Here is a 25,596-nt window from a genome sequence, read left to right on the forward strand (position 1 = left end):
TCCCGCTCTCATGATGCGTTCGGGGGCGCTCGGCGGGGCAACAAAAAAATGCCCGGGGCGGAATTCGGCATCCGAATTCATGACACGCCCGAGGCATTCTGATTACTTCCTGCGGGAAGTATCTTGGCGCCGACGAGCCGGTGTCAAGGGCCGGGTTCGTGAAGGTCGAGCTCGGCGACCACGTCGAAGTCCAGCCCCTCGGCCCGTGCCAGGTAGATGCGTTGGCGCACATGACCGCCGCGCAGATGGAGCAGCCCCCGTGGCCCCTCGTAGGACACGGTCTCGGCCGCCGCCCCGATCGCCGACACGTCGAGGGTCCCGGCCCGGCCGATGAGCGCGGCGAGCAACAGCACGCCCTCGTAACAGGATTCGCCGAAGCTGCCGAGGGCCGGCGCCTCGATCCCGTATCGCCCTGCGTACAGTCCGTGGAAGTCGAGGGTGTCCCGGCCGGCGAGGGAAGCGAAGAACCCGGCCGTGCTGTAGAGATCCACCGTGGCCGAAGGACCGCTGGCCATCAGCATGTTCTCGTCCATCAGGGTGCTCAGCCGGAGGCACCGGGCGTCGAGGCCGGCCGCGGCGAACGCCCGGTTGAAGCGCACCGCGTCACTGCCGACCAGCAGCATGATGACGCCGTCCGCCTCCGTGCGTTCGATCCGGCGCAGCACCGCACCGAAGTCATGGGTGCCCAGCGGCAGATACACCTCTCCCTGGATGCTGCCGCCGCACTCGCGCGCGTACACGTGAGCGGCTCGGGCCGTACGGCGCGGCCACACATAGTCGTTGCCCACCACGAACCAGCGGCGCAGCCCGCGCTCGTGCGCCAGCAGGCCCATGGCCGGGCGTAGTTGGTCACGGGGTGTCTCGCTCGTGAGGAACACCCCGGCGGTGTGCTCACCGCCTTCGTACAGGGCGGTGTAGACGTAGGGAACCCGATGCGCGATTCTCGGGGCGAGGGCCTGGCGCACCGAGGAGATGTGCCAGCCCGTGACCCCCTGCACGGCCCCCAGGTCCACCAACGCCTCGACATGGTCCGCGACTTCGCGTGGTGTGCCACCCCCGTCCACGGGCAGCAGTCGCAGCTCCCTGCCGAGCACTCCGCCCGCGCGGTTGACCTCCTCCGCCGCCAGCTGTGCGCACAGTTCGCAGGTGGGCCCGAAGATGCCCGCCGATCCCTGCAGGGGAAGGACCAGGGCCACGCCGAAAACGGAGTCGTCTGCCGTGAACCAGTCGGGCACGGGTGCATCGGGCCGGAACATGGCGTCATGATTCCGGGTCCTCCCGGTGAACTCCAATCCGTCTCGTACCATGTACACCCCCCGGGAGCGAGGAGCAGGATGCCGACCCCATCGCCGCGTCAGCCCCAGGATCTGATGCAGCTGCTGACGCGGGCGGAGCGCCTGGCAGCACGGCGGCTCCAGTCCGTCCTGGACGAGGACGGCTGTTCCCTCGACGCCTGGCGGGTCCTCGCGCTGCTCTCCGACGGCGCGGGCCACCCCATGACCGCGATCGCCGAGGCGGTCTTCCTCCCGCCGGCCACGCTCACCAGACTCGTCGACCACCTCGTGGACCAGAACCTCCTCTACCGCCGCGTCGACCCGCACGACCGGCGCCGCATCCTCGCCCACCTCACCCCGCGCGGCCGGACGTACTGGCGGCGCCTGGACCGCGAGGTCCGCGCACGCTGGCCGGTGCTGAACGACGGGGACGACGAACTGCTGCGCTCGCTGCTGGGACAGCTGACCGACACGCTCGGCGCGGCGGGCGAGCGGTCCACGTTCTGAAGCCGGATGCCGGAAGGTCCCTCACCCGAGACCCGCGTCATCCGCCGACAACCGCCCGAGGCGGAGCGGCGCGGGGCAAGATGGCCTCATGACAAAGCTGTCCGTACGGTCGGTCCCTCGTACGTCCTCTGGTTCGGTGCTGTCGTTGTGGTCACAGGACTCCGTGCTGTCGATCGGCTCCGTGGGATCGGTGCTGTCCGTGGGGTCCGTCGGTTCGGCCTTGTCGGTCGGCTCGATCGGCAGCGCCCTGTCGGTCGGCTCGATCGGTTCCGCCCTGTCACTGATCTCGACCGGTTCGTGGCTGAGTACAGGATCGTTGTTCTCCGCGCAGTCGCGGTGGTCGGTACTGTCCTGGCGTTCCTCCCGCGGTTTCCTGGCCGCGGGAGCGGTAGGGGCGGCGACCGGAGGCGCCCTGCTGGTGGCCCGGATGCTGCACGGGGCCGGAACCGGCACGGATTGGTCGAACCCGCGCGCTCGGCCGGCGCGTCGCCTTTGACGGATCCGACGAGTTCGACAGCTTCATCGCCTCCGCGCTGCCGGGCGCGTCGTCCACGCGGGCGGGGTCGTACGGCACTGACGCCCGAGTCGCGGTCTCCGGGGCGCCCACGAGCGAGGAGCGTCATAGCATGGCAAAAACCGGGTGAAAGGCTCACGGCCAAGCCTTGAGGGACCGGGCGCGGTGCGATGAGCCTCGGCCCGGGATGCCACCCCCGTTCCAGGCCGTCGCCTCCGCCGGACCTCACGACATCACCCTGCACCGCGTCCACGAGAAGCACGGGCCGAGCGATGACAGGAGGACCGGGATGACCACCTCGTACGAGACGATCAAGACCAGGCTGGACGGCACAGTCCTGTCCGCCACGTTCAGCGCGCCGCCGATGAACCTCATCGGCGCCGAGGTCGTGCGGGACCTGGTCGCGATGCTCGAGGAGGTGTCACACCCGGCCGCCCCCAAGGTGGTGATCTTCGACAGTGCGGACCCCGACTTCTTCCTGCCGCACGTCGACATGACGAAAGTCCCGGAGTACACCGCCGAGGCCGCGAAGGCCGGAGGCCCCGGCGACGCCTCCCTGGGCATGCTGTTTCGCAAGCTGAGCCGGCTGCCGGCCGTCACCATCGCCAAGCTGCGCGGCCGTGCCCGGGGAGCGGGCAGCGAGTTCCTCCTCGCCTGCGACATGCGCTTCGCCTCCCGGGAGAACGCCGTCCTGGGCCAGCCCGAAGTGGGAATCGGAGCACCGCCCGGCGCGGGCGCGATCCAGCACCTCACCCGGCTGATGGGCCGGGGCCGCGCACTCGAAGTCGTGCTGACGTCGTCGGACTTCGACGCCGACCTCGCCGAACGCTATGGATGGGTCAATCGGGCGGTCCCCGACGCCGAACTGGACGCGTTCGTCGCCGGTGTCGCCGCGCGCATCAGCGGTTTCCCCCGCGATGCGCTGATCGCGGCCAAGGCGGCCATCAACGCCGTGAGCCTGCCGAGTCCTGCCGAAGTACGCGCGGACGCCGCGCTGTTCCAGCAACTCGTCCGAGGCGAGAAGGTGCGGCAGCGCACGGCTGAACTGTTCGCGCAGGGCTTCCAGACCCGTGGTGCCACCGAACTCGATCTCGGAGAAGCACTGGGCCGATTGAAGGCCGCCGACTGATGAAGGGCCGCCGTCTGCAGGACGGCGGGGTCCGACGAGCTCACCGCAACCCTGCAGCTGAACATCGCGGTGGCCGCCACCCTCACGGCGTACGAGACCTGGCCCGCGGACGAGTCCTTCGACGGATTCCTGCGGCGCCTGGAGCGCTGCCTGCGCCAGACGGGCCCCGGCACGGCCGAGGGCTGAAACGGCCGACAGCCGGCTGCGGCCACGCACCCGTTCGGAATGAGCCGGAGCGACGAAGGCTCGCCCGCCAAGGGTTTCCGGTCCGACGGTGTCCCCGCCGGATCGATGGGGTGGACCCGCCGCCCCCGGGCCGGTGACACCTGGGTCCGCCGGCCCTTCACGGCCGGGCCGCTCGGCATGGGCCTCGCCCTGATCGGCGGATTCGTGCTGCGGATCTGCGCGGTTGCGGGCACGGTGATGGTGGGGCTGATGCGGGTCGCCGAGCGGGGCCCGCCCAGTACCCGGCCGACGGCTCACGGAGAGTACGGCGGTCGATCCGTTCGCCGACCACCACCTCGTCCACACGGCTCTCCTGATCGCCCTCGTCCTCGCCCTCGCGCCGTCTCCGCGGGCGGCACACCCCCGGGTGTCGGTGGGCTCCCGGCCGAGCTGTCGGTCAGGCGCACGGTCGCCGACCGCGCCGGCCCCGGGCGGGAGGCGGGCTCCCGAGAGGGTTCCGTCCTCCCGCGCGGCGCGGTGCCCCGGCTTGGGCCGAACGGCCCCCACCGGGGACCAGCGGCCCCTGCCCCGCCCGACCGTTTCGACACGACCCTGGAATCGGACCCGGACCGGGCCCGATTCAGGAGGTGGACATCATGCCCCGCACTGTCACCGTAGGCCTCGACGGTTCTCCCGAGAGCCTCACCGCCGCCGAATGGGCCACCCGTGAGGCGCGGCTGCGCGCCCTGCCGGTCAGGCTGGTCAACGTATGGGAACCGGCCCCGGACCCCATGGCCCAGGCACCACTGCTCGGCGCCGAGACCCACCAGCACTGGAGCGAACGGATCCCGCGCGAAGCAGCCGAAGGGCTACGGGAGCGCCACCCGGGAGTCGGCGTCACCGCGGAGCAGCTCACCGGCCGGCCCGCCGAGGTACTGCTCAAGGCCGCGGACGACGCCGAACTCCTCGTCCTCGGCACCCGTGGGCTCAGCGGCGTCGGCGGTTTCATGGTCGGCTCGGTCGGCCTGGCCGTCGCGGCGCACGCCGGGCGTCCCGTCGTGTACGTACGCGCCGGTGAACAGGCCGCGGACGAGCACCTGACGGATCCGACGGGCGTCCCGTCCGCCCTCGCGCCCTTCCGCCCCGTCGTGCTCGGGCTGGACACCGGCGCCCCGGACGACGCGCTGATCGGCTTCGCCTTCGAGGCGGCCCTGCTGCGCGCCACGGCGCTGCGGGTCGTGCACTCCTGGAACGAGCCGCCCTACATCGCGTACGGGCTGCCCCCCGACATCAAGATGAACGCCCGGCTGGCCGCCGAGGACGCCGCTGCCATGACGGAAGCGCTGCGGCCCTGGCGCGAGAAGTTCCCGGCCGTGGAGATCATCGAGGACTCCCTGTCCGGGAAGCCGGCCAACCACCTCGTCGACGCCTCCAGGGAGGCCTCGCTCGTCGTGGTGGGCCGCCGGGTCCGCCGCGCCGCGCTCGGCGCCCACGTCGGGCCCGTCACGCACGCCGTGCTGCACCACTCCACCGCCCCCGTCGCCGTCGTCCCGCACCCCTGATCACCACGGGCCGCTCTCGGCCGCGTACTGGTCGCGGTCCGATCCTGCAAGGAGAGGCATCCCATGAAAGCAGCAGTCGTACGAGCGTTCGGTGAGCCGCTGGTGATCGAGGAGCGGCCGGACCCCGAGCCCGGCCCCGGCCAGGTCCGCGTCCGGGTGGAGGCCTCCGGGCTCTGTCACACCGACATCCACGCCGCCAACGGCGACTGGCCGGTCAAGCCGAGCCCGCCGTTCGTCCCCGGACACGAGGGTGTAGGCCTCGTCGAGGCGCTGGGTGACGGTGTCACCCATCTCACCGTGGGACAGCGGGTCGCCGTGCCCTGGCTCGGCAAGGCCTGCGGACGCTGCGAACACTGTCTCTCCGGCTGGGAGACGCTGTGCGAGCAGCAGATCAACACTGGTTACGGGTGCGACGGCGGCTACGCCGAGAAGATGCTCGCCTGGGCCGACTTCGCCCAGCCGGTGCCCGAGGGGATCTCCCCGCTCGACGCGGCCCCGCTCACCTGCGCCGGTGTGACCACGTACAAGGCCCTGAAAGTCGCCGACGTCAGGCCCAGCCAGCTCGTCGCCATCTCCGGCGTGGGCGGACTCGGCCACCTGGCCCTGCAGTACGCGAAGATCGCCGGTGCGACCGTGGCGGCGATCGACGTCACCGACGAGAAACTCGAACTGGCCTCGGAACTCGGCGCCGACATCGTGATCGACGCCCGTAAGGAGGACCCCGGCGAGGTCCTCGGGCGCCACGGCGGAGCGCACGCCGCGCTGGCGCTCGCGGTGAACGAGGACGCCTTCTCCGCGGTGTACAAGGGACTGCGGCGCGGCGGAAAACTCGTCATGGTCGCGATGCCGGCGCACGGCACGATCCCGGTCCCGATCTTCGAGACCGTGCTCAACGGCACCTCCGTGATCGGCTCCATCGTCGGCACCCGGCAGGACCTCGCCGAGGTCTTCGAACTGCACGCCGCGGGCCGGACCAGGGTCATCCGCGAGTCCCGGCCCCTCGCCTCCGTCAACGAGTCCATCGACGAGGTGCTGCACGGCCGGATCCAGGCCCGGATCGTCTTCGACTTCGGCGAAGGGAGCTGACCGTCGTGGACCTGCCCCTCGTCGTCGGTGTCGACGGGTCCGAGCCCGGAATGCGCGCCGTGGACTGGGCCACGGACGAGGCCGCCCTGCGCGGTCTGCCGCTGCGTCTGGTGTACGCCTCGCTCTGGGAACGCTACGAAGGCGCCGCCCTAGCCGAGGGGCTGGGCAGGTCCGCCGAGCAGATCATGGCCGACAGGGTCGTGGAGGCCGCCGCCCGGCGCGCCCGGCGTCGCGACGCCGCCGTGCGGGTCACCACCGAGGTGGTGCCCGACGACGCGGTGAGCGCGCTGCTCAGGGAGGGCTTGAACGCCACCGCGCTGGTGCTCGGGTCGCGGGGCCGCGGCGGTGTCGCCGAGAGGCTCCTCGGGTCGGTGAGCCTCACGGTCGCCGCTCGCGCCCACTGCCCGGTGATCGTGCTGCGCGGCAGCCACGACAACCGGGGCGGAGCCGGCCGGTACCGGCGCGTCGTCCTCGGGGTCGGGGATCCCTCGCACGGCCCGGCCCCCACCCGCTTCGCCTTCCGGGAGGCGTCGGAACGCGGGGTTCCGCTGGAGGCCGTACGGGCCTGGCGGTGCCCCGCCCACGAGAGCACCGATCACCCGCTGATGGCGGGCGAGCCCGCCCGGGCGCACGAACAGCAGGCGGTGGAGATCCTGGACAAGGCGCTGAGCGGCGCCGCGGCGGATCATCCGGCCGTGGACGTGCACCGGCGCACCGTCGAGGGGACCGCCCGCAACGTGCTGCTGGACGCCTCCACCGAGGCCGATCTGCTCGTCGTCGGGGTCCGGCGGCAGGACAGCCACGGCCACATCGGGATGCAACTGGGCAGGGTCGCCCACACCGCCCTGCACCACGCGGCCTGCCCCGTGGCCGTCGTACCCCAACGGGTATGAGCGCCCTAAAGGCTCGCCGCGTGGTCGGGGACGAACGTCTGCAGATCGCGCGGCGGGCGGACGTAACCCGTCGACGGCGGCCGGTCGGGCAGCTCCAGAACCGGCGGCGGCACCTCGCGATACGGGACGGTGGACAGCAGATGGGCGATCATGTTCAGCCTGGCGCGGCGCTTGTCGTCGCTCTCGACCACGAACCACGGCGCCTCGATGATGTCCGTGTGCACCAGCATCTCGTCCTTCGCCCGGGAGTAGGCCTCCCAGCGGGTGATCGACTCCAGATCCATGGGCGACAGCTTCCAGCGCCGCGTCGGGTCCTTCAGCCGGCGCCGGAACCGCTTCTGCTGCTCCGCGTCGCTCACCGAGAACCAGTACTTGCGCAGCAGCACACCGGCCTCCACCAGCATCCGCTCGAAGATCGGGCACTGCCGGAGGAAGAGCTGGTGCTCCTCCTTCGTGCAGAAGCCCATGACGTGCTCGACCCCGGCGCGGTTGTACCAGCTCCGGTCGAACAGCACGATCTCCCCGGCGGCCGGCAGATGTTCCACGTACCGCTGGAAGTACCACTGGGTGCGCTCCCGCTCGGTGGGCGTCGGCAGCGCCGCGATCCGCGCGACACGCGGGTTCAGATGCTCAGCCACCCGCTTGATCGTGCCGCCCTTGCCCGCCGCGTCCCGGCCCTCGAAGACCACCACCACACGGGCGCCCTCGGTCCGCACCCACTCCTGGAGCTTCACCAGCTCCGTCTGCAGACGCAGCAGCTCCCGCTCGTACGCCTCACGCGGCACCCTCGCCGTCTTCTCCTCGGCCATGCCGCCTCCTCCGCCCGATGACGCCTCCTGTGAAGCGCTGCGACGCCCCGCCTTGTCGACGTACCCCGATGACCAACGGAGTCTCCATGCCCAAGGCCGAACACCAGGACAGCACCGTACTGACCGACGGCGAACTGCGCACTCTGGACGCCCACTGGCGGGCCGCCAACTACCTTGCCGTGGGCCAGATCTATCTGATGTCCAACCCGCTGCTCACCGAGCGCCTGACTCCCGCGCACATCAAGCCCCGCCTGCTCGGCCACTGGGGCACCTCGCCCGGCCTCAACCTGGTCCACACCCACCTCAACCGCGTCGTGAAGGCACGCGGTCTGGACGCGCTGTGCGTATGGGGCCCCGGGCACGGCGGCCCGGCCGTGCTGGCGAACTCCTGGCTGGAGGGCACGTACAGCCAGACGTACCCCTCCGTGCCCCGGGACCGCGAGGGCATGGAGAGGTTGTTCCGGCAGTTCTCCTTCCCCGGCGGAGTGCCCAGCCACGTCGCCCCCGAGACGCCCGGCTCCATCCACGAGGGAGGCGAACTCGGCTACTCCCTCGCCCACGCCTACGGAGCGGCCTTCGACAACCCCGGGCTGCTCGTCGCCTGCGTGATCGGTGACGGCGAGGCGGAGACGGGACCGCTCGCCGCGTCCTGGCACTCCAACAAGTTCCTCGACCCGGTCCACGACGGTGCCGTCCTGCCCGTCCTGCACCTCAACGGCTACAAGATCGCCAACCCGACCGTGCTCTCCCGGCTCCCGGAGGCCGAACTCGACGAACTGCTGCGCGGATACGGCCACGAACCGATCCATGTCACCGGCGACGACCCCGCCCAGGTGCACCGCGCCATGGCCGCCGCCTTCGACCGGGCCCTGGACCGGATCGCCCTCCTCCAGCGCACGGCCCGCGAGGAAGGCATCGCCGAGCGGGCCCGCTGGCCCATGGTCGTACTGCGCACCCCCAAGGGCTGGACCGGCCCCGCCGAGGTCGACGGCGAGCCCGTCGAAGGAACCTGGCGCGCCCATCAGGTGCCCCTCGCCGGGGTCCGTGAAAACCCGGAACACCTGCGGCAGTTGGAGACCTGGCTGCGTTCCTACCGCCCCGAGGAACTCTTCGACGCCCAGGGACGGCCGGTCGCCGACGTACTGGCCTGCGTGCCCGAGGGCTCCCGGCGCCTGGGCGCCACCCCGCACGCCAACGGCGGCCTCCTCCTGCGCGATCTCCCGCTCCCGCCCCTGGAGCGCTTCGCCGTCCCCGTGGACAAACCCGGAGCCACCGTGCACGAGCCGACCCGGGTCCTCGGCGGTCTCCTCGAACACGTCATGAGCAAGACCTCGGAGCGCCGCGACTTCCGGCTGGTCGGCCCCGACGAGACGGCCTCCAACCGCCTGGACGCCGTCTTCGGCGCCAGCGGCAAGGCCTGGCAGGCACAGATCCTGCCCGTGGACGAACACCTGGACCGGCACGGCCGCGTCATGGAGATCCTCTCCGAACACCTCTGCCAGGGCTGGCTGGAGGGTTACACCCTCACCGGCCGACACGGACTGTTCTCCTGCTACGAGGCCTTCGTGCACATCGTCGACTCCATGGTCAACCAGCACATCAAATGGCTGAGGACCTCACGCGAACTGCCCTGGCGCGCCCCGATCGCCTCCCTCAACTACCTGCTCACCTCACATGTCTGGCGCCAGGACCACAACGGCTTCTCGCACCAGGACCCCGGCTTCGTGGACCACGTCCTCAACAAGAGCCCCGAGGTCGTGCGCGTCTACCTCCCGCCGGACGCCAACACCCTGCTGTCCGTGATGGATCACGTACTGCGCAGCCGCGACTACGTGAACGTCGTCGTCGCCGGCAAGCAGCCCTGCTTCGACTGGCTCTCCATGGACGAGGCCCGCGCCCACTGCGCCCGCGGCGCCGGCATCTGGGACTGGGCGGGAACCGCCGAAGGCGCCCGGGACCCCGACGTCGTCCTCGCCTGCGCGGGCGACGTCCCCACCCAGGAGATCCTGGCCGCCTCCGACCTGCTGCGCCGCCATCTGCCCGAGCTCGCCGTCCGCGTCGTCAACGTCGTCGACATGACCCGGCTGCTGCCGGGCGAGGAACACCCGCACGGGATGAGCGACTTCGAGTACGACGGACTGTTCACCACCGACAAGCCGGTGATCTTCGCCTACCACGGCTACCCCTGGCTCATCCACCGCCTCGCCTACCGCCGCACCGGCCACGGGAACCTCCACGTACGCGGCTACAAGGAGATGGGCACCACCACGACCCCCTTCGACATGGTCGTCCGCAACGACATGGACCGCTACCGGCTGGTCATGGACGTCATCGACCGCGTCCCCGGCCTCGGCGTCCGCGCCGCCGCCCTGCGCCAGAAGATGGCCGACGCCCGCTCCCGCCACGGCATCTGGATCCGCGAACACGGCACCGACCTTCCCGAGGTCGCGGACTGGACCTGGACCGGCTGAGAGGTCCAGCCCGCGGCCGGAGCGGGGTGTCACCCCGGGACCGTACGCGTCCACGGCCGACGCTCACGGGACAGGCCCGCCGTCGCCCCGCGTGTGCCGCGAGGCCGGCGGGCCGCCCGTACCGGAGGATGAAGGCATGGACGACCTCACCTGGAACTACGAGGGCTACCACCCGGCGCAGGAACGCCTGCGCGAATCGCTGTGCACCCTCGGCAACGGGTACTTCGCGACCCGGGGCGCGGCCCCGGAGTGCTCCGCCGACTCCGTCCACTACCCGGGCACGTACGCGGCGGGCTGCTACAACCGTCTGACCTCGCAGGTGGCCGGGCACCAGGTCGAGAACGAGGACATGGTCAACCTCCCCAACTGGCTGCCCCTGCGCGTGCGGACCGCAACCGGGACCTGGCTCACCCCCGACTCCCACCGGCTGCTCGACCACCGGCTGAGCCTCGACCTGGTCGCGGGCACCCTGGACCGCACCGTGCGCTACGAGGACGAGGAGGGCCGGCGCCTCGCCGTGCGGCAGCTTCGCCTGGTCCACATGGCCGATCCCCACCTCGCCCTGCTGCGCACGCAGGTGACGGCCGAGGGCTGGTCCGGACCCGTCGAGATCGAGTCGGCGCTCGACGGGACGGTCACCAACAGCGGAGTCGAGCGCTATCGCTCCCTCGCCTCCCGTCACCTGATGGATGTCAGGGCCGGTACCGGGAAACCCGACACGGTCTGGCTGCGCTGCCGCACCTCCGCCTCGGAGATCGGTATCGGAATGGCCGCCCGGACCGTCACGGACGCCCCCGCCGAGACCACGGACGCGCACACGCCGGGACGTGCCGCCCAGTCGCTCAGGATCGCGCTGACCGACGGCCGGACGGTGACCGTGGACAAGACCGTCGCCCTGCACACCTCCCACGACACGGCGATCAAGGACCCGCTGGACGCGGCCGTCGACCGGGTCGGGCGGGCCGCGGACTTCGAGGGGCTGCTGGACACCCACCGCACCGCGTGGCAGGCACTGTGGCGCAACGCCGAACTGGACGTGCAGGGCAGCGTGGGACCGATCCTGCGTCTGCACCTGTTCCACGTGCTCCAGACGCTCTCCCCGCACACCGCGGAGCTCGACGTCGGAGTCCCGGCGCGCGGGCTGCACGGCGAGGCCTACCGGGGGCACGTGTTCTGGGACGAACTGTTCGTGCTGCCGTACCTGAACCTCCATTTCCCCGAGGTCTCCCGCGCCCTGCTCACCTACCGCCACCGCCGTCTGGAGCGGGCCCGCCGGACGGCACAGGACGCCGGCCGCACCGGCGCGATGTACCCGTGGCAGAGCGGCAGCGACGGACGGGAGGAGACCCAGCAACTGCACCTGAACCCGCGATCCGGGCGCTGGCTGGCCGATCACTCGCACCTCCAGCACCACGTCGGATCGGCCATCGCGTACAACGTATGGCAGTACTGCGAGGCGAGCGGCGACACCGAGTTCCTGCACACCAAGGGCATCGAGATGCTCGTGCAGATCTCCCGTTTCTGGGCCGGCTTCGCCGAGTACGACGCCGCCCTCGGCCGCTACCGGATCCGCGGTGTCGTGGGCCCCGACGAGTACCACGACGCCTACCCGGACGCCATCCGGCCCGGGCTCGACGACAACACGTACACCAACGTGACGGCCGCCTGGGTGCTCGCCCGCACTCTCGACGTGCTGGGCGAGCTGCCCGAGCTGCTGCGTCGGGACATGGTGGAGCGGACCGGCCTCGACCCCGCCGAACTCGACCTCTGGCACGACGTGTCGAGCGGACTGCACGTGCCCTTCCACGCCGGGGTCATCAGCCAGTTCGAGGGGTACGGGGACCTCGCAGAGCTCGACTGGGAGGGCTACCGGGACCGGTACGGCGACATCCGGCGGCTCGACCGGATCCTGGAGGCCGAGGGCGACAGCGTCAACCGCTACCAGGCCTCGAAGCAGGCGGACGTGCTGATGCTGGGCTATCTCTTCGCGCCGGCCGAACTCGGCGCTCTGTTCCGCAGGCTCGGACACGAGGTCGACGACACCCTCTGGCGGCGCACCGTCGACCACTACCTGAGCCGCACGAGCCACGGTTCGACGCTGAGCAGTCTCGTGCACGGCTGGGTGCTGGGCCGGGCCCGGCGCGCCGAGGCCTGGACGTACATCCACGAGGCTCTGCGGGGCGACATCGCCGACCTCCAGGGCGGCACCACGGGGGAGGGCATCCACCTGGGCGCGATGGCCGGCACCCTCGATCTCGTCCAGCGCGGGCTGACCGGTCTCGAGACCCGGGGCGGGGCGCTGCGGTTCGATCCGGTCCCGCTGCCGGAGCTGTCCGAGTACGGTCTCGCGATCCGCTACCGGGGGCACCGTGGTGTGCAGCTGCACCTGGGTGGGGGGAGGCTGAGCGTCAGCGTGCCGGCGTCGGACGAGCCGCCGATCGACATCACCCTGGCGGACCGCACGGTCACGGTGGCGCCGGGTGAGTCCTGCACACTCACGCTGCCGGAATGGCGACCATGACCGGGGTCCGGGGTCCGGGGGCCGGGGACAGTGACCGGGGCCGGCCGGAGCGGGGCTCAGCGCGTGGAGTGGTGGCCGGCCGTTTCCGGGTGTTCGAACTGGTTGGCCAGGACCGCGGCCTGGACGCGGCGCTGGACGCCGAGCTTGGCCAGCAGCCGGGAGATGTGGTTCTTCACCGTCTTCTCGGAAAGATAGAGCTCCTTGCCGATCTCGCGGTTGGTGAGCCCGTCCCCGATCAGCGCGAGGATGTCCCGCTCGCGCGGCGAGAGGCCGGCGAGCTCGGGCGAGAGGGGCGGTTCCTCGGCCGGGTCCGTGCGCAGCTTGCGCATCAGCCGGGCGGTCGTCGTGGGGTCCAGCATCGACTGGCCGGACGCGACGGTGCGGACCGCCGAGACCAGGTCGGACCCCTTGATCTGCTTCAGTACGTAGCCCGCCGCCCCGGCCATGATCGCGTCGAGCAGCGCTTCCTCGTCGTCGAAGGACGTCAGCATCAGGCAGGACAGCTCGGGCATCTGGCTGCGCAGCTCCCGGCAGACGCTGATGCCGTCGCCGTCCGGCAGGCGTACGTCCAGAACGGCCACGTCGGGGCGCAGCGCGGGGCCGCGCACCAGGGCGTGCTCCACGTTGCCCGCGTCGCCGACCACCGAGATGTCGGGCTCGGCGTCCAGCAGGTCCGTGAGACCGCGGCGTACCACCTCGTGGTCGTCCAGCAGGAAGACCCTGATCGGGTTCCGCTCGGAGAACGTACGCGCCTCGGCCATGACGACCCCTTGTTCAGTAATGGACAGCAGACCGTGAGCCCGCTCAGGTCGATCGTCGCGCTTCCGGCCCCGATGCACTAGGGCCGACCGGCCCCATTCGAGTCTGCACGGGTTTCCCCGCCGAGGTCGACGGCAGGCTCACCGATCCGCGCGACGCCGGTGGTCAGCGCGCGCTGCCGCTGCCGTAGGGGGCGTACAGGTCGAGCAGCCGGGTCCGGGCCGACTGGAGCCGGTGGCCGACGATCTCGCCCGCCCACTGGGCCACGGCCATTCCCAGCTCGGGGTCTTCGCGGCACAGTGCCCGGACGTCCTCGGCGTCGAACTCGTAGGCGCGCACCGGGCTCGTCGCCTCGGCGCCCAGATGCCAGGTGTGCGGGGCGAACAGCCAGGACCAGCCGACGAGTTCGTTGTGACCGAGGATCTCGATGACGGTCGCCCGGCGGCCCGGGACCCGCATGTCGAGGGACACCGTCCCGGTCCGGATGATCCAGAACCGGTCCGCGTGACGGCCTTCCTCGAACAGCCGGGTGCCCTCGGGGAACGACACCTCGCGGGCCATGCGCAGCAGCCGTTCCTGCTGGTGGGCGGGCAGCGCCCGCAGCATGGTGGATGTGGTGGAAGTGCTCATGATCCTGCCTCTTCCTGGCGCCCGACCCTTCCGCCTCCAATCTCCGCCCGCGGTCCGCCCGCCGCCATGGGCCGTCCGGCCCCCTTCACGGGCCGCATGGCACCGGCCCGGGCCGAAGGCTTCCACGGAAGGAGACTGCCGTCTCCGCGGTGCCGTGCCGCGCGCCATCCACGCCTTGACCGTCCCGGACCCCGTCGCCGCCGAACGCCTCCCGGACGGCAACACCGTCCGGGAGGCGTGAAGTCCCGCACCGCAGAAGTCCCGTACCGCAGAATTCCCTTACGGCTTAGGCCGGTTGACTCCTGCCGGGGACCAGTGGCCCCGACCGTGGGGGATGGACGCACCTGGGTCAGGGCGTCTTGTGCCCCCACTGCGGTCCGAGCCGTTCCCACTCGCGCTCCCACCGGCGATAGCGCCGCTGGTCGAGCCGCCACCGGACGAGGCCGCCCACGCCGAAGACCAGGCCGCCCAGGGCCACGGCGGCGGCGACGCCCAGCAGGGTGGACTCGGTGGCCGCGGCGCTCGTGGTGGGCGGTGCCGTGGTGGGCCGGCCCTGCGGATCCGTCCAGATCACCACGTGCGATCCGGCCTTGTGCCCGGATTCCACCAGGGCGCTGCCGATGTGTGGCGACCCGTCCGGCGTCGTCCAGCGGACCGTCGCCCGGACATGGTCGAAGGACGAGCCCTCTCCGGCGGGTACCGCCCTTTCCGTGCCGCTGACCAGTATGGCCGGGATGGCGTGCCGGTCGTGGCGCAGCCGCGTGAAGGACTCGTCGGCGGCGTGGGCGGTCACCAGGCCGGCGAGGGTGCCGCCCAGCACCATCACCGTCCAGACGATCAGCACGATCCACGCCTCGAAGACGTCGTCACGGCGACGCAGCGGATTCCTCCGCCAGCGCCAGCACCACTGCCTCGCACCCTGTGCTCCGCGCATGGCACCGCACCTCCTCGTTACACCCCAACAGTGCAAGGGGATCGCGGCGCGCGCGAGCGGTGGCAGAGTCAGGTCGGTCCCGCGGCGGGGACCAGGCGGCCCCTGCGCGAAGCATCTGCCCCGGTCAGGGCGGGTATCGCGAGATCGACTCGTGTACTGAAGGCGCCGTTGACAAGGAAATTTCCACCTTGGGCGCCGATGAACGGCGGGGCACCGAGCGAGGCGTGCGCACCGCGTGGGCCGGCACCGGGGACCTTCCGTCCGGTGACCTCCGCGCCGGAAAAATCCCGGGCCGATCCTCCGCGCCCGGGGCAGGATGCCCCCTGTGAACCATGTCCTGAGCGGTCTCGCCGCCAACCCGGCCCTGCCGTCCGAACTGGTCGACCGGCTGATCGCGGTCGCGGACGCCGACCTCGCCATCGACATCGCGGGCCGGGAGGACCTCAGCCACGCGCAGGCGGTCGCCCTCTTCGCGCGCGACGGGCGGAGCGGCGTACGGCTCGCCCGTGAAGGCAGGCTGACAGCCGCCGAGGTCGATCCCGTGGCGCGGCCGGACACTGCCCTCGCCCTGCTCGACGAGGGATCCGGCAGCCCGGAGTGGGCGCGCCTGTTCGCGGCGGACCCGGTGGCGGAGCGCCGGGAGAAGCTGGCCGCCTGCCCCGGCCTCCCCGCCGACGTGGTGGAGACGCTCGCCGCGGACCCGGACCCGGATCCGGACGTCGTCGCGGAGCTCGCCCTCTGGACCGCACCGGAAACGGCCGCCGGGCTCGCGAAGCATCCGCATGCCGAGGTGCGCCGCGCCGTGGCGGCCAACGAGGCGACACCCGCGCACGTACTGGCCGCGCTCGTCACCGGCGAGGGACTGCCTCCCGCGAGACACTGCCGGGTCTGCGACCGCGAGGCGACCCCCTTCACCCACGATCCGGAGTGCTCCCGGCCGGACTGCGATCTGCTGCCGGGGGCCTCCTGCGACGGCTCCCACGAGTCCACGGTCCACGACATACAGGTCGCCGCACTCCGCAACCCCGCGACACCCGCCGAAGCGGTCGTCCGCTTCGCGGACCATCCCTCGATGATGTTGCGCTGGACACTCGCGGCCCGTTCGGACCTGTCCCCGCAGGTGTGCGCACGACTTGCCGCGGACCCCGTTCCCGGTGTCCGCGCCGACCTCGCCGAGAACCCCGCGACCGGCGAGGACGTGATCCGCGTACTTGCGGGGGACCCGTGCGTCCAGGTGCGCCGGGGCCTCGCACAGCATCCTCGTGTCCCGCTCGACGTGCTCACCGAACTGGCCCGCACCGCCAAGGTCGGCGCCACCCTGCTCCCCCGGATCGCCGCCGCGACTCCCGCCGAGGTCAAGGAGCTGGCCCGGTCGCCGGACCCGGCGGCACGCATGCTGGCGGCCCGACGCCGTGATCTGCCGCCGCAGATACGTGACGCGCTGGCAAGCGACCCCGATGCGAAGGTGGTCAAGTCCGTCGCGCCGCACCCTGGCCTCACCGAAGACCGGTTGCTGGCCATGGTCGACCGGCACGGATCCCGGGTCCACGCCAAGGTGGCGGTCAACCCTGGAGCGAGCGCGGCACTGTTGGAACACCTGGCCAGGCAGGCCCCACCCGGGCAGAAGGTGTTCCGGGAGATCGCCCGGCACCCGAACGCGACCGCCCCGGTCCTGCTCTCCTGCCTCGCGGACGACCGGGCGAGACCCGTGGCCGCCGCTCACCCGGCACTCCCGCCGCGGGTGATCGTGGAACTGCTCTCCGACCCCGACCGGCAGGTGGCGGAAGCGGCGGCCGGCAACCCGTCGCTGCCGCCCGCGGTGATGACACGCCTCGTGACGGGGATCGACGAGCCCTTCACGAACGCTGGTTGAGACGCCCGGCCGTCAGCGAGGGGCGGGCCGTACCTCCGTCACCACGGAGGTACGGCCCGCCCCTCGCTCGCTCATCGACCGACAGGCGTCACAGGACCTCGGTCTCGCTGCGGGACGCCTCGCCCCACAGCGTGTGGAAGCTGCCCTGGCGGTCGGTGCGCCGGTAGGTGTGGGCACCGAAGAAGTCGCGCTGGCCCTGCGTCAGGGCGGCCGGCAGCCGGTCGGCGCGCAGCGTGTCGTAGTAGGACAGCGCCGCGGAGAACGCGGGCACCGGAACGCCTCTGCGGGTTGCCGTGGAGACGACCTCGCGCCACGGGACCTGGGCGTCCTTGATCTCGGTGGCGAACCCCGCGTCCGACAGCAGGCTGACCAGGCCCGGATCGACGGCGTACGCGGCGCGGATACGGTCGAGGAACGCCGCGCGGATGATGCAGCCGCCGCGCCAGATCTTCGCCACCTCACCGAGGTCGATGTCCCAGCCGTACTCGGCCGCCGCGTCCAGGATCATCTTCCAGCCCTGGTCGTAGGCGATCAGCTTCGAGGCGTACAGGGCGTGTTCCACCTGGCTGGTGAAGCGCTCGGCCTCGGTTCCCGACAGGTCCCAGTGGGTGCCGCCGGGCAGGCCGCGGTAGGCGGAGCGCAGTCCGTCCTGGCTGGAGGCGGCACGGGCGAAGGTCGCCTGTGCGATGGCGGTGACCGGGGAGCCGAGGTCCAGGGCGGTCTGCACGGTCCAGCGGCCGGTGCCCTTCTGCCCCGCGGCGTCCACCACGACGTCGACGAACGGCTCGCCGGTGGCGGCGTCCGTGTGCGCGAGGACCTCGGCGGTGATCTCGATGAGGTACGAGTCGAGGCGGCCCTTGTTCCAGCGCCGGAAGATCTCCGCGATCTGCTGCGGCGTGTAGCCGCCGACGCGCCGGAGCAGGTCGTAGGCCTCGCCGATGAGCTGCATGTCGGCGTACTCGATGCCGTTGTGCACCATCTTGACGAAGTGTCCGGCGCCGTCGGTGCCGATGTGCGTGGCACACGGCTCGCCGTCCACCTTGGCACTGATCGACTCGAACATCGGGCCCAGCGAGGCGTACGACTCGGGGGAGCCGCCCGGCATGATGCTCGGCCCGTTGAGGGCGCCCTCCTCGCCGCCGGACACACCCGCGCCGACGAAGTGGATGCCGCGTTCGCGCAGCGACTGCTCACGACGACGGGTGTCGCTGAAGTGGGCGTTGCCCCCGTCGATGATCATGTCGCCGTCTTCGAGCAGCGGGGCGAATTCCTCGATGACGGCGTCGGTGGCGGCACCCGCCTGCACCATGATCATGAGACGTCGGGGGCGTTCCAGCGCCGCCACGAAGTCCTCGGCCGACTCGGCCGCGACGAAGGAGCCCTCGTGCCCGAACTCCTCCACCAGTGCCTTGGTGCGCGCGGGGGTGCGGTTGTGGACGGCGACGGTGTAGCCGTTCCGGGCGAAGTTGCGGGCCAGGTTGCGGCCCATCACCGCGAGCCCTGTGACGCCGATCTGCGCGGTCGCCTTCATGGTGTGCTCCTTGGATCCGGATCTGCCTGTCCGCGTACCTGACGGGCGAGCAGACGACTGTCGCTGTGCCGATCAGTACGCCGGGAGGGGCCGAGGTGTTCACCGTCCGAGGCAGGAGGTGTGCCGGACCGTGGGACGGGCCTCCGGGCGCCGGACGGACCCGGACGTCCGGGAGCCTCGCGCCGAGGTACGGAGCCGTCGGCCGGCCGGGGTGCGGGCCCCGGGCGGGCGGTGGCCGACGGAAGGGCGGGCCGTGCCCGAACGAGGGTCGCCGACCGGGGAATCGGGCAGCCGTGCCGGGATCGCGGGCGGCGGCCCGGGCGGGATTCCGTGGTGCCGGAACGGCGGGCGAACGCCGGGCGGGATCGGTCGTACCGGAACGGCGGGCGTCCGCCGGGCGGGGTCGGCCGTGCCCGAACGCCAGGCGAACGCCGGGCGGGGTCAGTCGTTGCGGCGCAGCCGCCACCCGTGGTCCACCGGTCCGATACCGGCACCGAGCGCGAAACCGGCCTCGATCGCGGCCGTCACGTACGCCTTGGCCCGTCGTACCGCCTCCGGCACCGAAAGGCCCTCGGCCAGGCCCACCGCGATGGCCGAGGCGAGCGTGCACCCCGTACCGTGCGTGTGCCGGTTGTCGTGGCGGGGCGCACGCAGCCAGTGCTCGGCTGTTCCGTCGGTGAGCAAGTCGACGGCCTGGCCCGGCAGATGGCCCCCCTTCACGAGCACCCAACGGGGACCGAACGCGAGCAGCAGCCCCGCGGCCCGGCGCATGCCCGTCTCGTCGTCCACCTTCAACCCGGTGAGCTGGGCGACCTCGTCGAGATTCGGGGTGGCCACGGTCGCCCGCGGCAGCAACCGGGTCCGTACGGCGTCCAGCGCGTCGTCGGCCAGCAGCCGGTCCCCGTGCTTGGAGACGCTCACCGGGTCCACGACGACCGGGGCGTCCACGTCGGACAGCAACTCGGCGACCGTGGTGACGAGGCCGGGTGACGAGAGCATCCCCGTCTTCACGGCCTGGACCCCGATGTCGTCGACCACGCTGCGGTACTGGGCGCGTACCGCCTCCTCGGGCAGCTCCCAAGCCCCCTGCACACCCACGGAGTTCTGCGCGGTCACAGCGGTGAGCACGCTCATCCCGTGGGCGCCCAGCGCGAGCATGGTCTTCAAGTCGGCCTGGATTCCTGCGCCTCCGCCGGAATCGGAGCCGGCGATCGTCAGGACGCGGGGCGGGGCGGTCATGAGGTGTTCCTCTCGGATACGGCCGTGGGCCCGAAGCCCTGGACCGGCGGAGCGACGGGCAGCCTCAGACGCGGCGGCGCAGCCGCAGCGGGGCGTAGAGGGCGAGGGCGACGAGGAACGCCACGTAGTACGAGAGATCGGCGCCGTGCAGCGCGTCGGCCACCGGACCGACGTACAGGCCCGTGTCCATGAACGGCACCGCCGCGCCGAACGCCGCGACGAAGGCCACCAGCGACGGCCATCCGGAGCGCGGACGGGACATCTCGACGGCGACGTCGACCGGGGCGTCCCCACGCTCCCGCCCCCGGGCGATCCAGTCGACGACGACGATCGCGACGAACCCGGGGATCCAATAGCCCACGAACAACAGCACGTTCTGGAAGCGGGCCGTGGTGTCGGCGGCGTGCATCCACAGCACCAGCGGGAAGCCGAGCGCGGCGGCCAGGGCGGCCGCCAGCGGGCGCGGCATCCGCACACCCAGGGTCTGGAGGGCCAGCGAACCGCTGTAGTCGTTCATCGCGTTGCTGCACACCGCGGCGAGTGCCACGGCCAGCAGTCCGAACGCTCCCGCGGCGCCACCGCCCAGCAGCGAGTCCACGCCCGCCGCCGTCTGGTCGGTCAGCACCGACGCGCCCCACAGCCCGAGGACCTGCACGGCGACGAAGGACGTGACGAGCCCGAGCAGGGTGCACCAGAACATCCGCGGCCGGGACGTCGAACGCGGCAGATAGCGGCTGAAGTCACCGGCGTACGGTGCCCAGGACAGCGAGAGGCTCAGCGCGATGGTGCTGGTGAGCACGAACGCGCCGGCGCGGTCGGCGCCCGCCGCGGATCCGGTCGTCGCGGGGTGGACCCCGTCGAGCATCCGCCAGGCGATCACCGCGAAGGCCACGGCGAGCACGAACGTCATGACGATCTGCAGGCGGTGGATGGCTTCGTAGCCGAGGACGCCGAGGGCCCCCTGAGCGGCCATCATGACCAGTACGCCGAGCCAGAACGGCCAGCCGCACAGCCGCGCCAGCGCATCCCCGCCGAACAGGCCGATCAACGCGTCCCAGGCGACCGAGGACAGCCACTGGAGCATCCCGGGCAGCACCACTGCCCGGCCGAAAGCCAGCCGTGCGAGCGGCAGTTGGCCGGTGCCGGTGAGCCCGCCCCAGGTGCTGAGGTAGGCGGTGGGCAGGGCACCGATCACGGTTCCGAGGACGACCGCGGCGAGCGCGGTGCCGAAGTCCAGGCCCAGCGCGATCCCGATGGTGCCGGTGAACACGCCCGTCATCGTCAGGTTCGGGGCGAACCACACGGTGAACAGGCGCCCGGCCCCGCCGTACCGGTTGCTCTCGGGAACCGGCTCGATGCCGTGCCCCTCCACCCGCAGGTCGCCGGGTGCGGCGGGCATCCGTCCGTCGAAGACGGCGGGCCGGCTGTCGGCGGGCAGCCCGCCGGGAACATGCGCCAATGGCATGGAAGACATCCCTCCGCCAGTATGAACTGGTTCAGGTTCGACGGGTGTGATCTCAGCCCTCGGACGGGGCACCCCGTGTCCGGTACGACGGACACACTAACCGCTCCCGAGGACCGAGCGGGAGTGGGTCCCCCGGGCAGAACCCGTGCTCAGCTCCTGTGTACGGGCGGACCGCGTCACCACCGGACACGGGCCGGACCGTTCGGGGAGCCCTCCGGGGCCCGTGACCCCAGGTCCCCTTCGGAAGCGTCGCCTCATGGGCTCACTCACCCGGACCGTCGCCCGCCCGCGCACGCTCCGGTTCATTCGAACAGCGCGAGCGGGCCCGTTCGCAGCGCGGCGCGTGCCGCCCCTCGGTACTGTCGGAAGTGATCGCCGCTCGCTCTCCGCTCCCGGGTTCCCGGACCCGGTGGCCGGGCGGAAGGAGGCAGGGTGCCGTGACCGTGATCTCCCTGAAGTCCGCGCAGGTGCGGGAAGGTCTCGCTCTCCCGTACGCCGAAGCCGGCTACCCCAGTGGTACGCCGGTCGTCTTCGTGCACGGTCTGGCCGACTCCTGGTGGTCCTTCGAACCCCTCCTGAGGCGCCTTCCCGCGTCCCTGCACGGATACGCGCCCACGCAGCGCGGGCACGGCGATGCCGGTCGGCCCCCGGAGGGCTACACCCCGGACGATTTCGCCGCCGACCTGGTGGATTTCCTCAACGCGGTCGACATCCCCCGGGCCGTCCTGGTCGGGGCGTCCAGCGGCGGCGTACCGGCCCGGATCGTCGCCGGCAGCCACCCCGACCGCATCGCGGGCCTGGTCCTGCTCGGTGTCCCCGGCACCCTCGCGGACAAACCGGCGGTGGCCGGAATGGTCGGCGCCATGGAGGATCTGGCCGATCCCGTGCCCCGCGCGTTCGTCGAGGACTTCCTGGCCGACACGGTGACCCGCCCGATCGCCCGGGGGTTCGTCGAGACCATGGTGGAGGAGAATCTCAAGCTTCCCGCGTACGTCTGGAAGGACACGGCCCGCGGTCTCCTCGACGCCGATCTCCGCGCGACCCTCGCCGGCATCCTGGTGCCCACACTCGTCATCTGGGGTGAACAGGACGAGTTCCTGTCCCGAGAGGACCAGCAGACCATCCTGGACGCGGTGCACGGCGCGGACTTCCTCGCCTACCCGGAGACCGGCCACTGCCTCCACTGGGAACAGCCCGAACGCGTGGTCGCCGACATCGCCGCGTTCGTCACGCGGATCGAGCACCCCGGCACGCGAGCCGACGGCCGCTGAACTCACCCGGCGCATGCGCGGAAAGGCATCGGCCCGGGGCCACGCCCACTGACGCGATCCGTACCGCCGCCGCCCGCCCCTGTGCCGCTGCATGGCATGCTCATGCTCCCCACAGGAAGGGATCACGTGCCATGAGACCGAGCCGACGCTCCCTGCTCGCCGCCACCGCTGTACTGGGCTCCGTTTTCGCCGTCCCCGCGCCCGCCGGCGCCGCCGAAGTCCCCGCCGCGGGCACCTACTTCGTCCAGAGCGCCATCACGGGACTGAACGCGGCCGACAGCGCGGGCGCGGTCGTCCAGCACAACCCCAAGGGAAACGAGGACCGCCAGCAGTGGACCCTGCGCCAGAGCGGTTCCGCCTCCGTACTCGAAAGCTCTGACAGCGCGGGCAGTTGTCTGGGCCGCTCGGGCGACCAGGCCCGGACCGTCGCCTGTACGAGCGCCGACGCGGCCTGGGAGGTGACACCGAGCGGAACCGACCAGTACACACTCAAAACCCCGGGATCCGACCGGTACTTGACGGTCACCGACAAGCCCTCGGGCTCCAACTACCCGGCCCAGCTGGCGATCGGCTCACCGGGCGCTCTCGCCTCCTGGTACCTCACCCCGGCCGCGCCCGCGACCCGGCCGATGCCACCGCAGGACCAACGCACCCTGGACCAGGTCACGTTCCTCACCGCGCACAACGCCTACGCGAACGGCGTGGACGGCGGATTCGCCCCGCCCTTCGTCAACCTCGTACCCAATCAGAAGCGCGGTATCGATCAGCAACTCGCCGACGGCGTACGGGGCTTCATGCTCGATCTGCACCAGACCCCCGACGGCGCGATCCTGTGTCACAACAGCTGCACCCTCGTCAGCAGGCCGGTCGCGCTCTGGGTCGACCTCCAGCGCATGGTCGACTTCCTCAAACAGCACCCCGACCAGGTCGTCACCGTGTTCCTGGAGGACTACGTCGATCCGGGCGTCCTGCGCTCCGAACTCGCCCGCGTGAACGGCCTGTCCGACGTCCTCTACCGTCCCGACCTGACCGGCGTGCGTGAGCACGGCTGGCCGAAGCTCGCGGATCTCACCGCGACGGGACACCGCCTGCTCATCTTCACCGACCACAGCCGTTCATCGGACGAGTCCGCAGGACTGACCCGGGACAGCTTCGGCGTCATGTACCAGCGCGAGTGGACCGTCGAGAACTACTGGTCCATGGGCTCGGGCCTCGGCTCCTCCGACTGGTCCTGCTACAGCCGCTGGTACGACGCGGGCACGAACGTACCGCTCACCCGTACCGAGAACGGCTTCCGCCCGCTCTTCGTCATGAACCACTTCCGTGACGCCGCGATCTCCGGGACCGCCGGGACGGACAACACCAAACTCGCCGACCGGGCCCGCCGCTTCTGCGAGCCGGCCGCCCGAAAGAAGCCCAACTACCTCGCGGTCGACCGCTACGACCTGGGCGATCCCGGCTCCGCGGTGAACACGCTGAACGCGTACGTGTATCCGTAGCCGGACGCGACCCGCGAGCCTCGCCGAGGCCACCCCGAGGGGAGGGGGCCAGGCGAGGCCCGCCGGGCGTGACGGGGGCGCCCGACGGCGTATGTCAGTGCGGTGCGGCAGGATCCGCCCAAAGACGTGGGAGGGGATCACCATGGGTATGGGCTACAAGACATCCTGGCTCGCCGTGCCCGGCGCCGGCAGTCGGGCGGTCGCCGACGCGCTCGGGTTGGTCGGGCGAGTGCCGATGGACTGGGACTCAGGGACCGAAGCGGCGTACAAGCGGGGCGTCTTCGTGGCGTCCCCCGTGGAGGGGTGGACACTGGCCCACGGCCGGATCCACCTCGACAACGGACGCGACGGCGACGGTCCGGCCATGCTGGACTGGCTCGGAGCGCTCGGCCGACGCCTCGGCGACCTCCAGTACTTCAGCACGGATCGCATCGGCGATTATCACGCCTGGGCGAGAGTGGAGGCCGGCCGACTGGTCCGGGCCTATTGCTACCACGGCTGCGTCGGTGATGTGCCCCTGCGGCTCGGCGAGCCCACCGAGATCGAGCGCCGACTCGGCGTCGGGGAAAGGTGGCTGGAGGAAGGCCGACAGAACTGGAGCGAGGACGAATGGGACGACTGGCATGCCGCCATGCCAGATGAACAGCACGTCATGGCCATCGCCCGGAACTGGGGAATCCTCCCCCTGGACATCCCGGACGGGGTCCCCGTGGACGACGGCATCTACGGATTTCCGCCGGGCGCCGAGTGACGGCTGCCCCGTCGGCCGGCCGTCGCGGCCCGAAGCCCACCGGGGTCGGTGCGCGGCATCGATCCGATGGGACCTCATGGGCCGGTCATGGCGACAGCGCAGCCCCGGTTCGGAAGCCCGCGCGCCAACTCGGAAGCCGTTGTCCGCCGTTGCCAGGTCGAGACGATGCAGAGCGGTGCCGACCCGCCCTCGCTCTCGTAGACTCCGCCGGGTGAAGTGGGGGAGAGCGACAGGCGTCCTGGTTCTCGCACTCCTGCTGAGTGGTTGCGGCGCGGAGTTCAATCCGCTGTTCGTCGAGAGCGGGAGTTCCGGTCCGGTGATCGGCTGGCGCGAGTGCCCAGGCGCCAAGCACGACGGCATCACCGAGGTCGGCCTGTACCGGTGGGATCACGATGGCACGGTCGATGATCCGGGTGAACTGCTGTGGCACATCAAGGCTGCCCACGGGATCCCGTTGCATCGAATCCGCCTCGGGAGCTCCCCGCAAGGCTTCACGACGCGGCTCCCCCTGTCCGTCACGCTGGACCCCACATCCACGTACGCGCTGCGCGCCAACATGACCTCGGACGATCTCGTCTCGGGATTCCTCACCTTCAAGCCCCGCCGACTCGACACCGGGCGAGTGATCTTCGACGAAGGCGAGGAAGCATCACGAAAGGCGTACGGGGATCGGGACAACGAGGACTTCGGCTGCTTCGCCGACTGAAGCCGTT

Annotated in this window: 21 protein-coding genes and 1 riboswitch; of the genes, 13 read left to right on the top strand and 8 right to left on the bottom strand. The window is 71.4% G+C overall.

Annotated elements, in window-relative coordinates; genetic code table 11:
• Window positions 1-143: 143 nt before the first annotated feature.
• The gene (locus OG780_RS38415; RefSeq protein WP_328456098.1) at window positions 144-1,256 is read right to left on the bottom strand and encodes a substrate-binding domain-containing protein; all 1,113 of its coding nucleotides are present in this window, start codon (window positions 1,254-1,256) and stop codon (window positions 144-146) included.
• Between the two features lie 78 nt (window positions 1,257-1,334).
• Between OG780_RS38415 and OG780_RS38420 the strand changes: the two genes are divergently transcribed.
• The 6 genes from OG780_RS38420 to OG780_RS38445 all read left to right on the top strand — a co-directional run bounded on the left by OG780_RS38420 (window position 1,335) and on the right by OG780_RS38445 (window position 7,130).
• Window positions 1,335-1,781 (top strand): MarR family winged helix-turn-helix transcriptional regulator, encoded by a 447-nt coding sequence (locus OG780_RS38420; protein WP_328456099.1) that lies wholly within the window; start codon window positions 1,335-1,337, stop codon window positions 1,779-1,781.
• Window positions 1,782-1,869: 88 nt separating this feature from the next.
• Complete coding sequence (locus tag OG780_RS38425; RefSeq protein WP_328456101.1) at window positions 1,870-2,277, top strand: hypothetical protein; 408 nt, start codon at window positions 1,870-1,872, stop codon at window positions 2,275-2,277.
• A 307-nt stretch (window positions 2,278-2,584) separates the two neighbouring features.
• Window positions 2,585-3,424 carry an enoyl-CoA hydratase/isomerase family protein gene (locus OG780_RS38430; protein WP_328456103.1) on the top strand — a complete coding sequence of 280 codons (840 nt, stop codon included), beginning with the start codon at window positions 2,585-2,587 and terminating at the stop codon, window positions 3,422-3,424.
• Between the two features lie 821 nt (window positions 3,425-4,245).
• Entirely contained in the window at window positions 4,246-5,151 is a 906-nt protein-coding gene (locus tag OG780_RS38435; RefSeq protein WP_328456105.1) for a universal stress protein, read from the top strand.
• Window positions 5,152-5,214: 63 nt separating this feature from the next.
• The gene (locus OG780_RS38440) at window positions 5,215-6,237 is read left to right on the top strand and encodes a zinc-dependent alcohol dehydrogenase (protein ID WP_328456107.1); all 1,023 of its coding nucleotides are present in this window, start codon (window positions 5,215-5,217) and stop codon (window positions 6,235-6,237) included.
• A gap of 5 nt (window positions 6,238-6,242) precedes the next feature.
• Window positions 6,243-7,130: a universal stress protein gene (locus tag OG780_RS38445; RefSeq protein ID WP_328456109.1), complete on the top strand. Its 888-nt coding sequence runs from the start codon at window positions 6,243-6,245 to the stop codon at window positions 7,128-7,130.
• Window positions 7,131-7,135: 5 nt separating this feature from the next.
• Here OG780_RS38445 and ppk2 read toward each other — a convergent pair whose 3' ends face one another.
• Complete coding sequence (gene ppk2, locus OG780_RS38450) at window positions 7,136-7,939, bottom strand: polyphosphate kinase 2 (RefSeq protein WP_328456111.1); 804 nt, start codon at window positions 7,937-7,939, stop codon at window positions 7,136-7,138.
• Window positions 7,940-8,025: 86 nt separating this feature from the next.
• On the opposite strand from ppk2, the gene OG780_RS38455 reads away from it, so the two are divergent.
• Window positions 8,026-10,410 carry a phosphoketolase family protein gene (locus tag OG780_RS38455; RefSeq protein ID WP_328456113.1) on the top strand — a complete coding sequence of 795 codons (2,385 nt, stop codon included), beginning with the start codon at window positions 8,026-8,028 and terminating at the stop codon, window positions 10,408-10,410.
• A gap of 136 nt (window positions 10,411-10,546) precedes the next feature.
• Window positions 10,547-12,931, top strand: a complete 2,385-nt coding sequence (locus OG780_RS38460) for a glycoside hydrolase family 65 protein (protein WP_328456115.1) — start codon at window positions 10,547-10,549, stop codon at window positions 12,929-12,931.
• A 56-nt stretch (window positions 12,932-12,987) separates the two neighbouring features.
• Here OG780_RS38460 and OG780_RS38465 read toward each other — a convergent pair whose 3' ends face one another.
• From OG780_RS38465 to OG780_RS38475, 3 genes are all read right to left on the bottom strand, one after another.
• Complete coding sequence (locus tag OG780_RS38465) at window positions 12,988-13,692, bottom strand: response regulator transcription factor (protein ID WP_328456117.1); 705 nt, start codon at window positions 13,690-13,692, stop codon at window positions 12,988-12,990.
• Between the two features lie 163 nt (window positions 13,693-13,855).
• Window positions 13,856-14,320, bottom strand: a complete 465-nt coding sequence (locus OG780_RS38470) for a cyclic nucleotide-binding domain-containing protein (protein WP_328456119.1) — start codon at window positions 14,318-14,320, stop codon at window positions 13,856-13,858.
• Between the two features lie 349 nt (window positions 14,321-14,669).
• The gene (locus OG780_RS38475) at window positions 14,670-15,254 is read right to left on the bottom strand and encodes an Rv1733c family protein (protein ID WP_326789681.1); all 585 of its coding nucleotides are present in this window, start codon (window positions 15,252-15,254) and stop codon (window positions 14,670-14,672) included.
• A gap of 325 nt (window positions 15,255-15,579) precedes the next feature.
• Here OG780_RS38475 and OG780_RS38480 point away from each other — a divergent pair, with 325 nt between their 5' ends.
• A complete protein-coding gene (locus OG780_RS38480) occupies window positions 15,580-17,127 on the top strand; it encodes a hypothetical protein (protein ID WP_328456122.1) in 1,548 nt (515 codons plus the stop codon).
• A gap of 88 nt (window positions 17,128-17,215) precedes the next feature.
• Here the strand turns inward: OG780_RS38480 and gndA are convergent, their stop codons facing one another.
• The 3 genes from gndA to OG780_RS38495 all read right to left on the bottom strand — a co-directional run bounded on the left by gndA (window position 17,216) and on the right by OG780_RS38495 (window position 21,362).
• Window positions 17,216-18,658, bottom strand: a complete 1,443-nt coding sequence (gndA, locus tag OG780_RS38485) for an NADP-dependent phosphogluconate dehydrogenase (RefSeq protein ID WP_328456124.1) — start codon at window positions 18,656-18,658, stop codon at window positions 17,216-17,218.
• 441 nt (window positions 18,659-19,099) lie between these two features.
• Window positions 19,100-19,897: a bifunctional hydroxymethylpyrimidine kinase/phosphomethylpyrimidine kinase gene (gene thiD, locus OG780_RS38490; RefSeq protein WP_328456126.1), complete on the bottom strand. Its 798-nt coding sequence runs from the start codon at window positions 19,895-19,897 to the stop codon at window positions 19,100-19,102.
• Window positions 19,898-19,961: 64 nt separating this feature from the next.
• A complete protein-coding gene (locus tag OG780_RS38495; protein WP_328456127.1) occupies window positions 19,962-21,362 on the bottom strand; it encodes a purine-cytosine permease family protein in 1,401 nt (466 codons plus the stop codon).
• A riboswitch (TPP riboswitch) is annotated at window positions 21,354-21,448 on the bottom strand. Its footprint overlaps the gene before it by 9 nt.
• A 351-nt stretch (window positions 21,449-21,799) precedes the next feature.
• Between OG780_RS38495 and OG780_RS38500 the strand changes: the two genes are divergently transcribed.
• From OG780_RS38500 to OG780_RS38515, 4 genes are all read left to right on the top strand, one after another.
• Window positions 21,800-22,633 (top strand): alpha/beta fold hydrolase, encoded by an 834-nt coding sequence (locus tag OG780_RS38500; protein WP_328456129.1) that lies wholly within the window; start codon window positions 21,800-21,802, stop codon window positions 22,631-22,633.
• 131 nt (window positions 22,634-22,764) lie between these two features.
• The gene (locus tag OG780_RS38505) at window positions 22,765-24,132 is read left to right on the top strand and encodes a phospholipase (RefSeq protein WP_328456131.1); all 1,368 of its coding nucleotides are present in this window, start codon (window positions 22,765-22,767) and stop codon (window positions 24,130-24,132) included.
• 148 nt (window positions 24,133-24,280) lie between these two features.
• Window positions 24,281-24,883: a hypothetical protein gene (locus OG780_RS38510; protein WP_328456133.1), complete on the top strand. Its 603-nt coding sequence runs from the start codon at window positions 24,281-24,283 to the stop codon at window positions 24,881-24,883.
• Between the two features lie 211 nt (window positions 24,884-25,094).
• A complete protein-coding gene (locus tag OG780_RS38515) occupies window positions 25,095-25,589 on the top strand; it encodes a hypothetical protein (RefSeq protein WP_328456135.1) in 495 nt (164 codons plus the stop codon).
• The last annotated feature ends 7 nt before the right edge of the window (window positions 25,590-25,596 follow it).

Origin of the sequence: Streptomyces sp. NBC_00386, from assembly GCF_036063235.1 — a bacterium.
Taxonomy (GTDB): Bacteria; Actinomycetota; Actinomycetes; order Streptomycetales; family Streptomycetaceae; genus Streptomyces.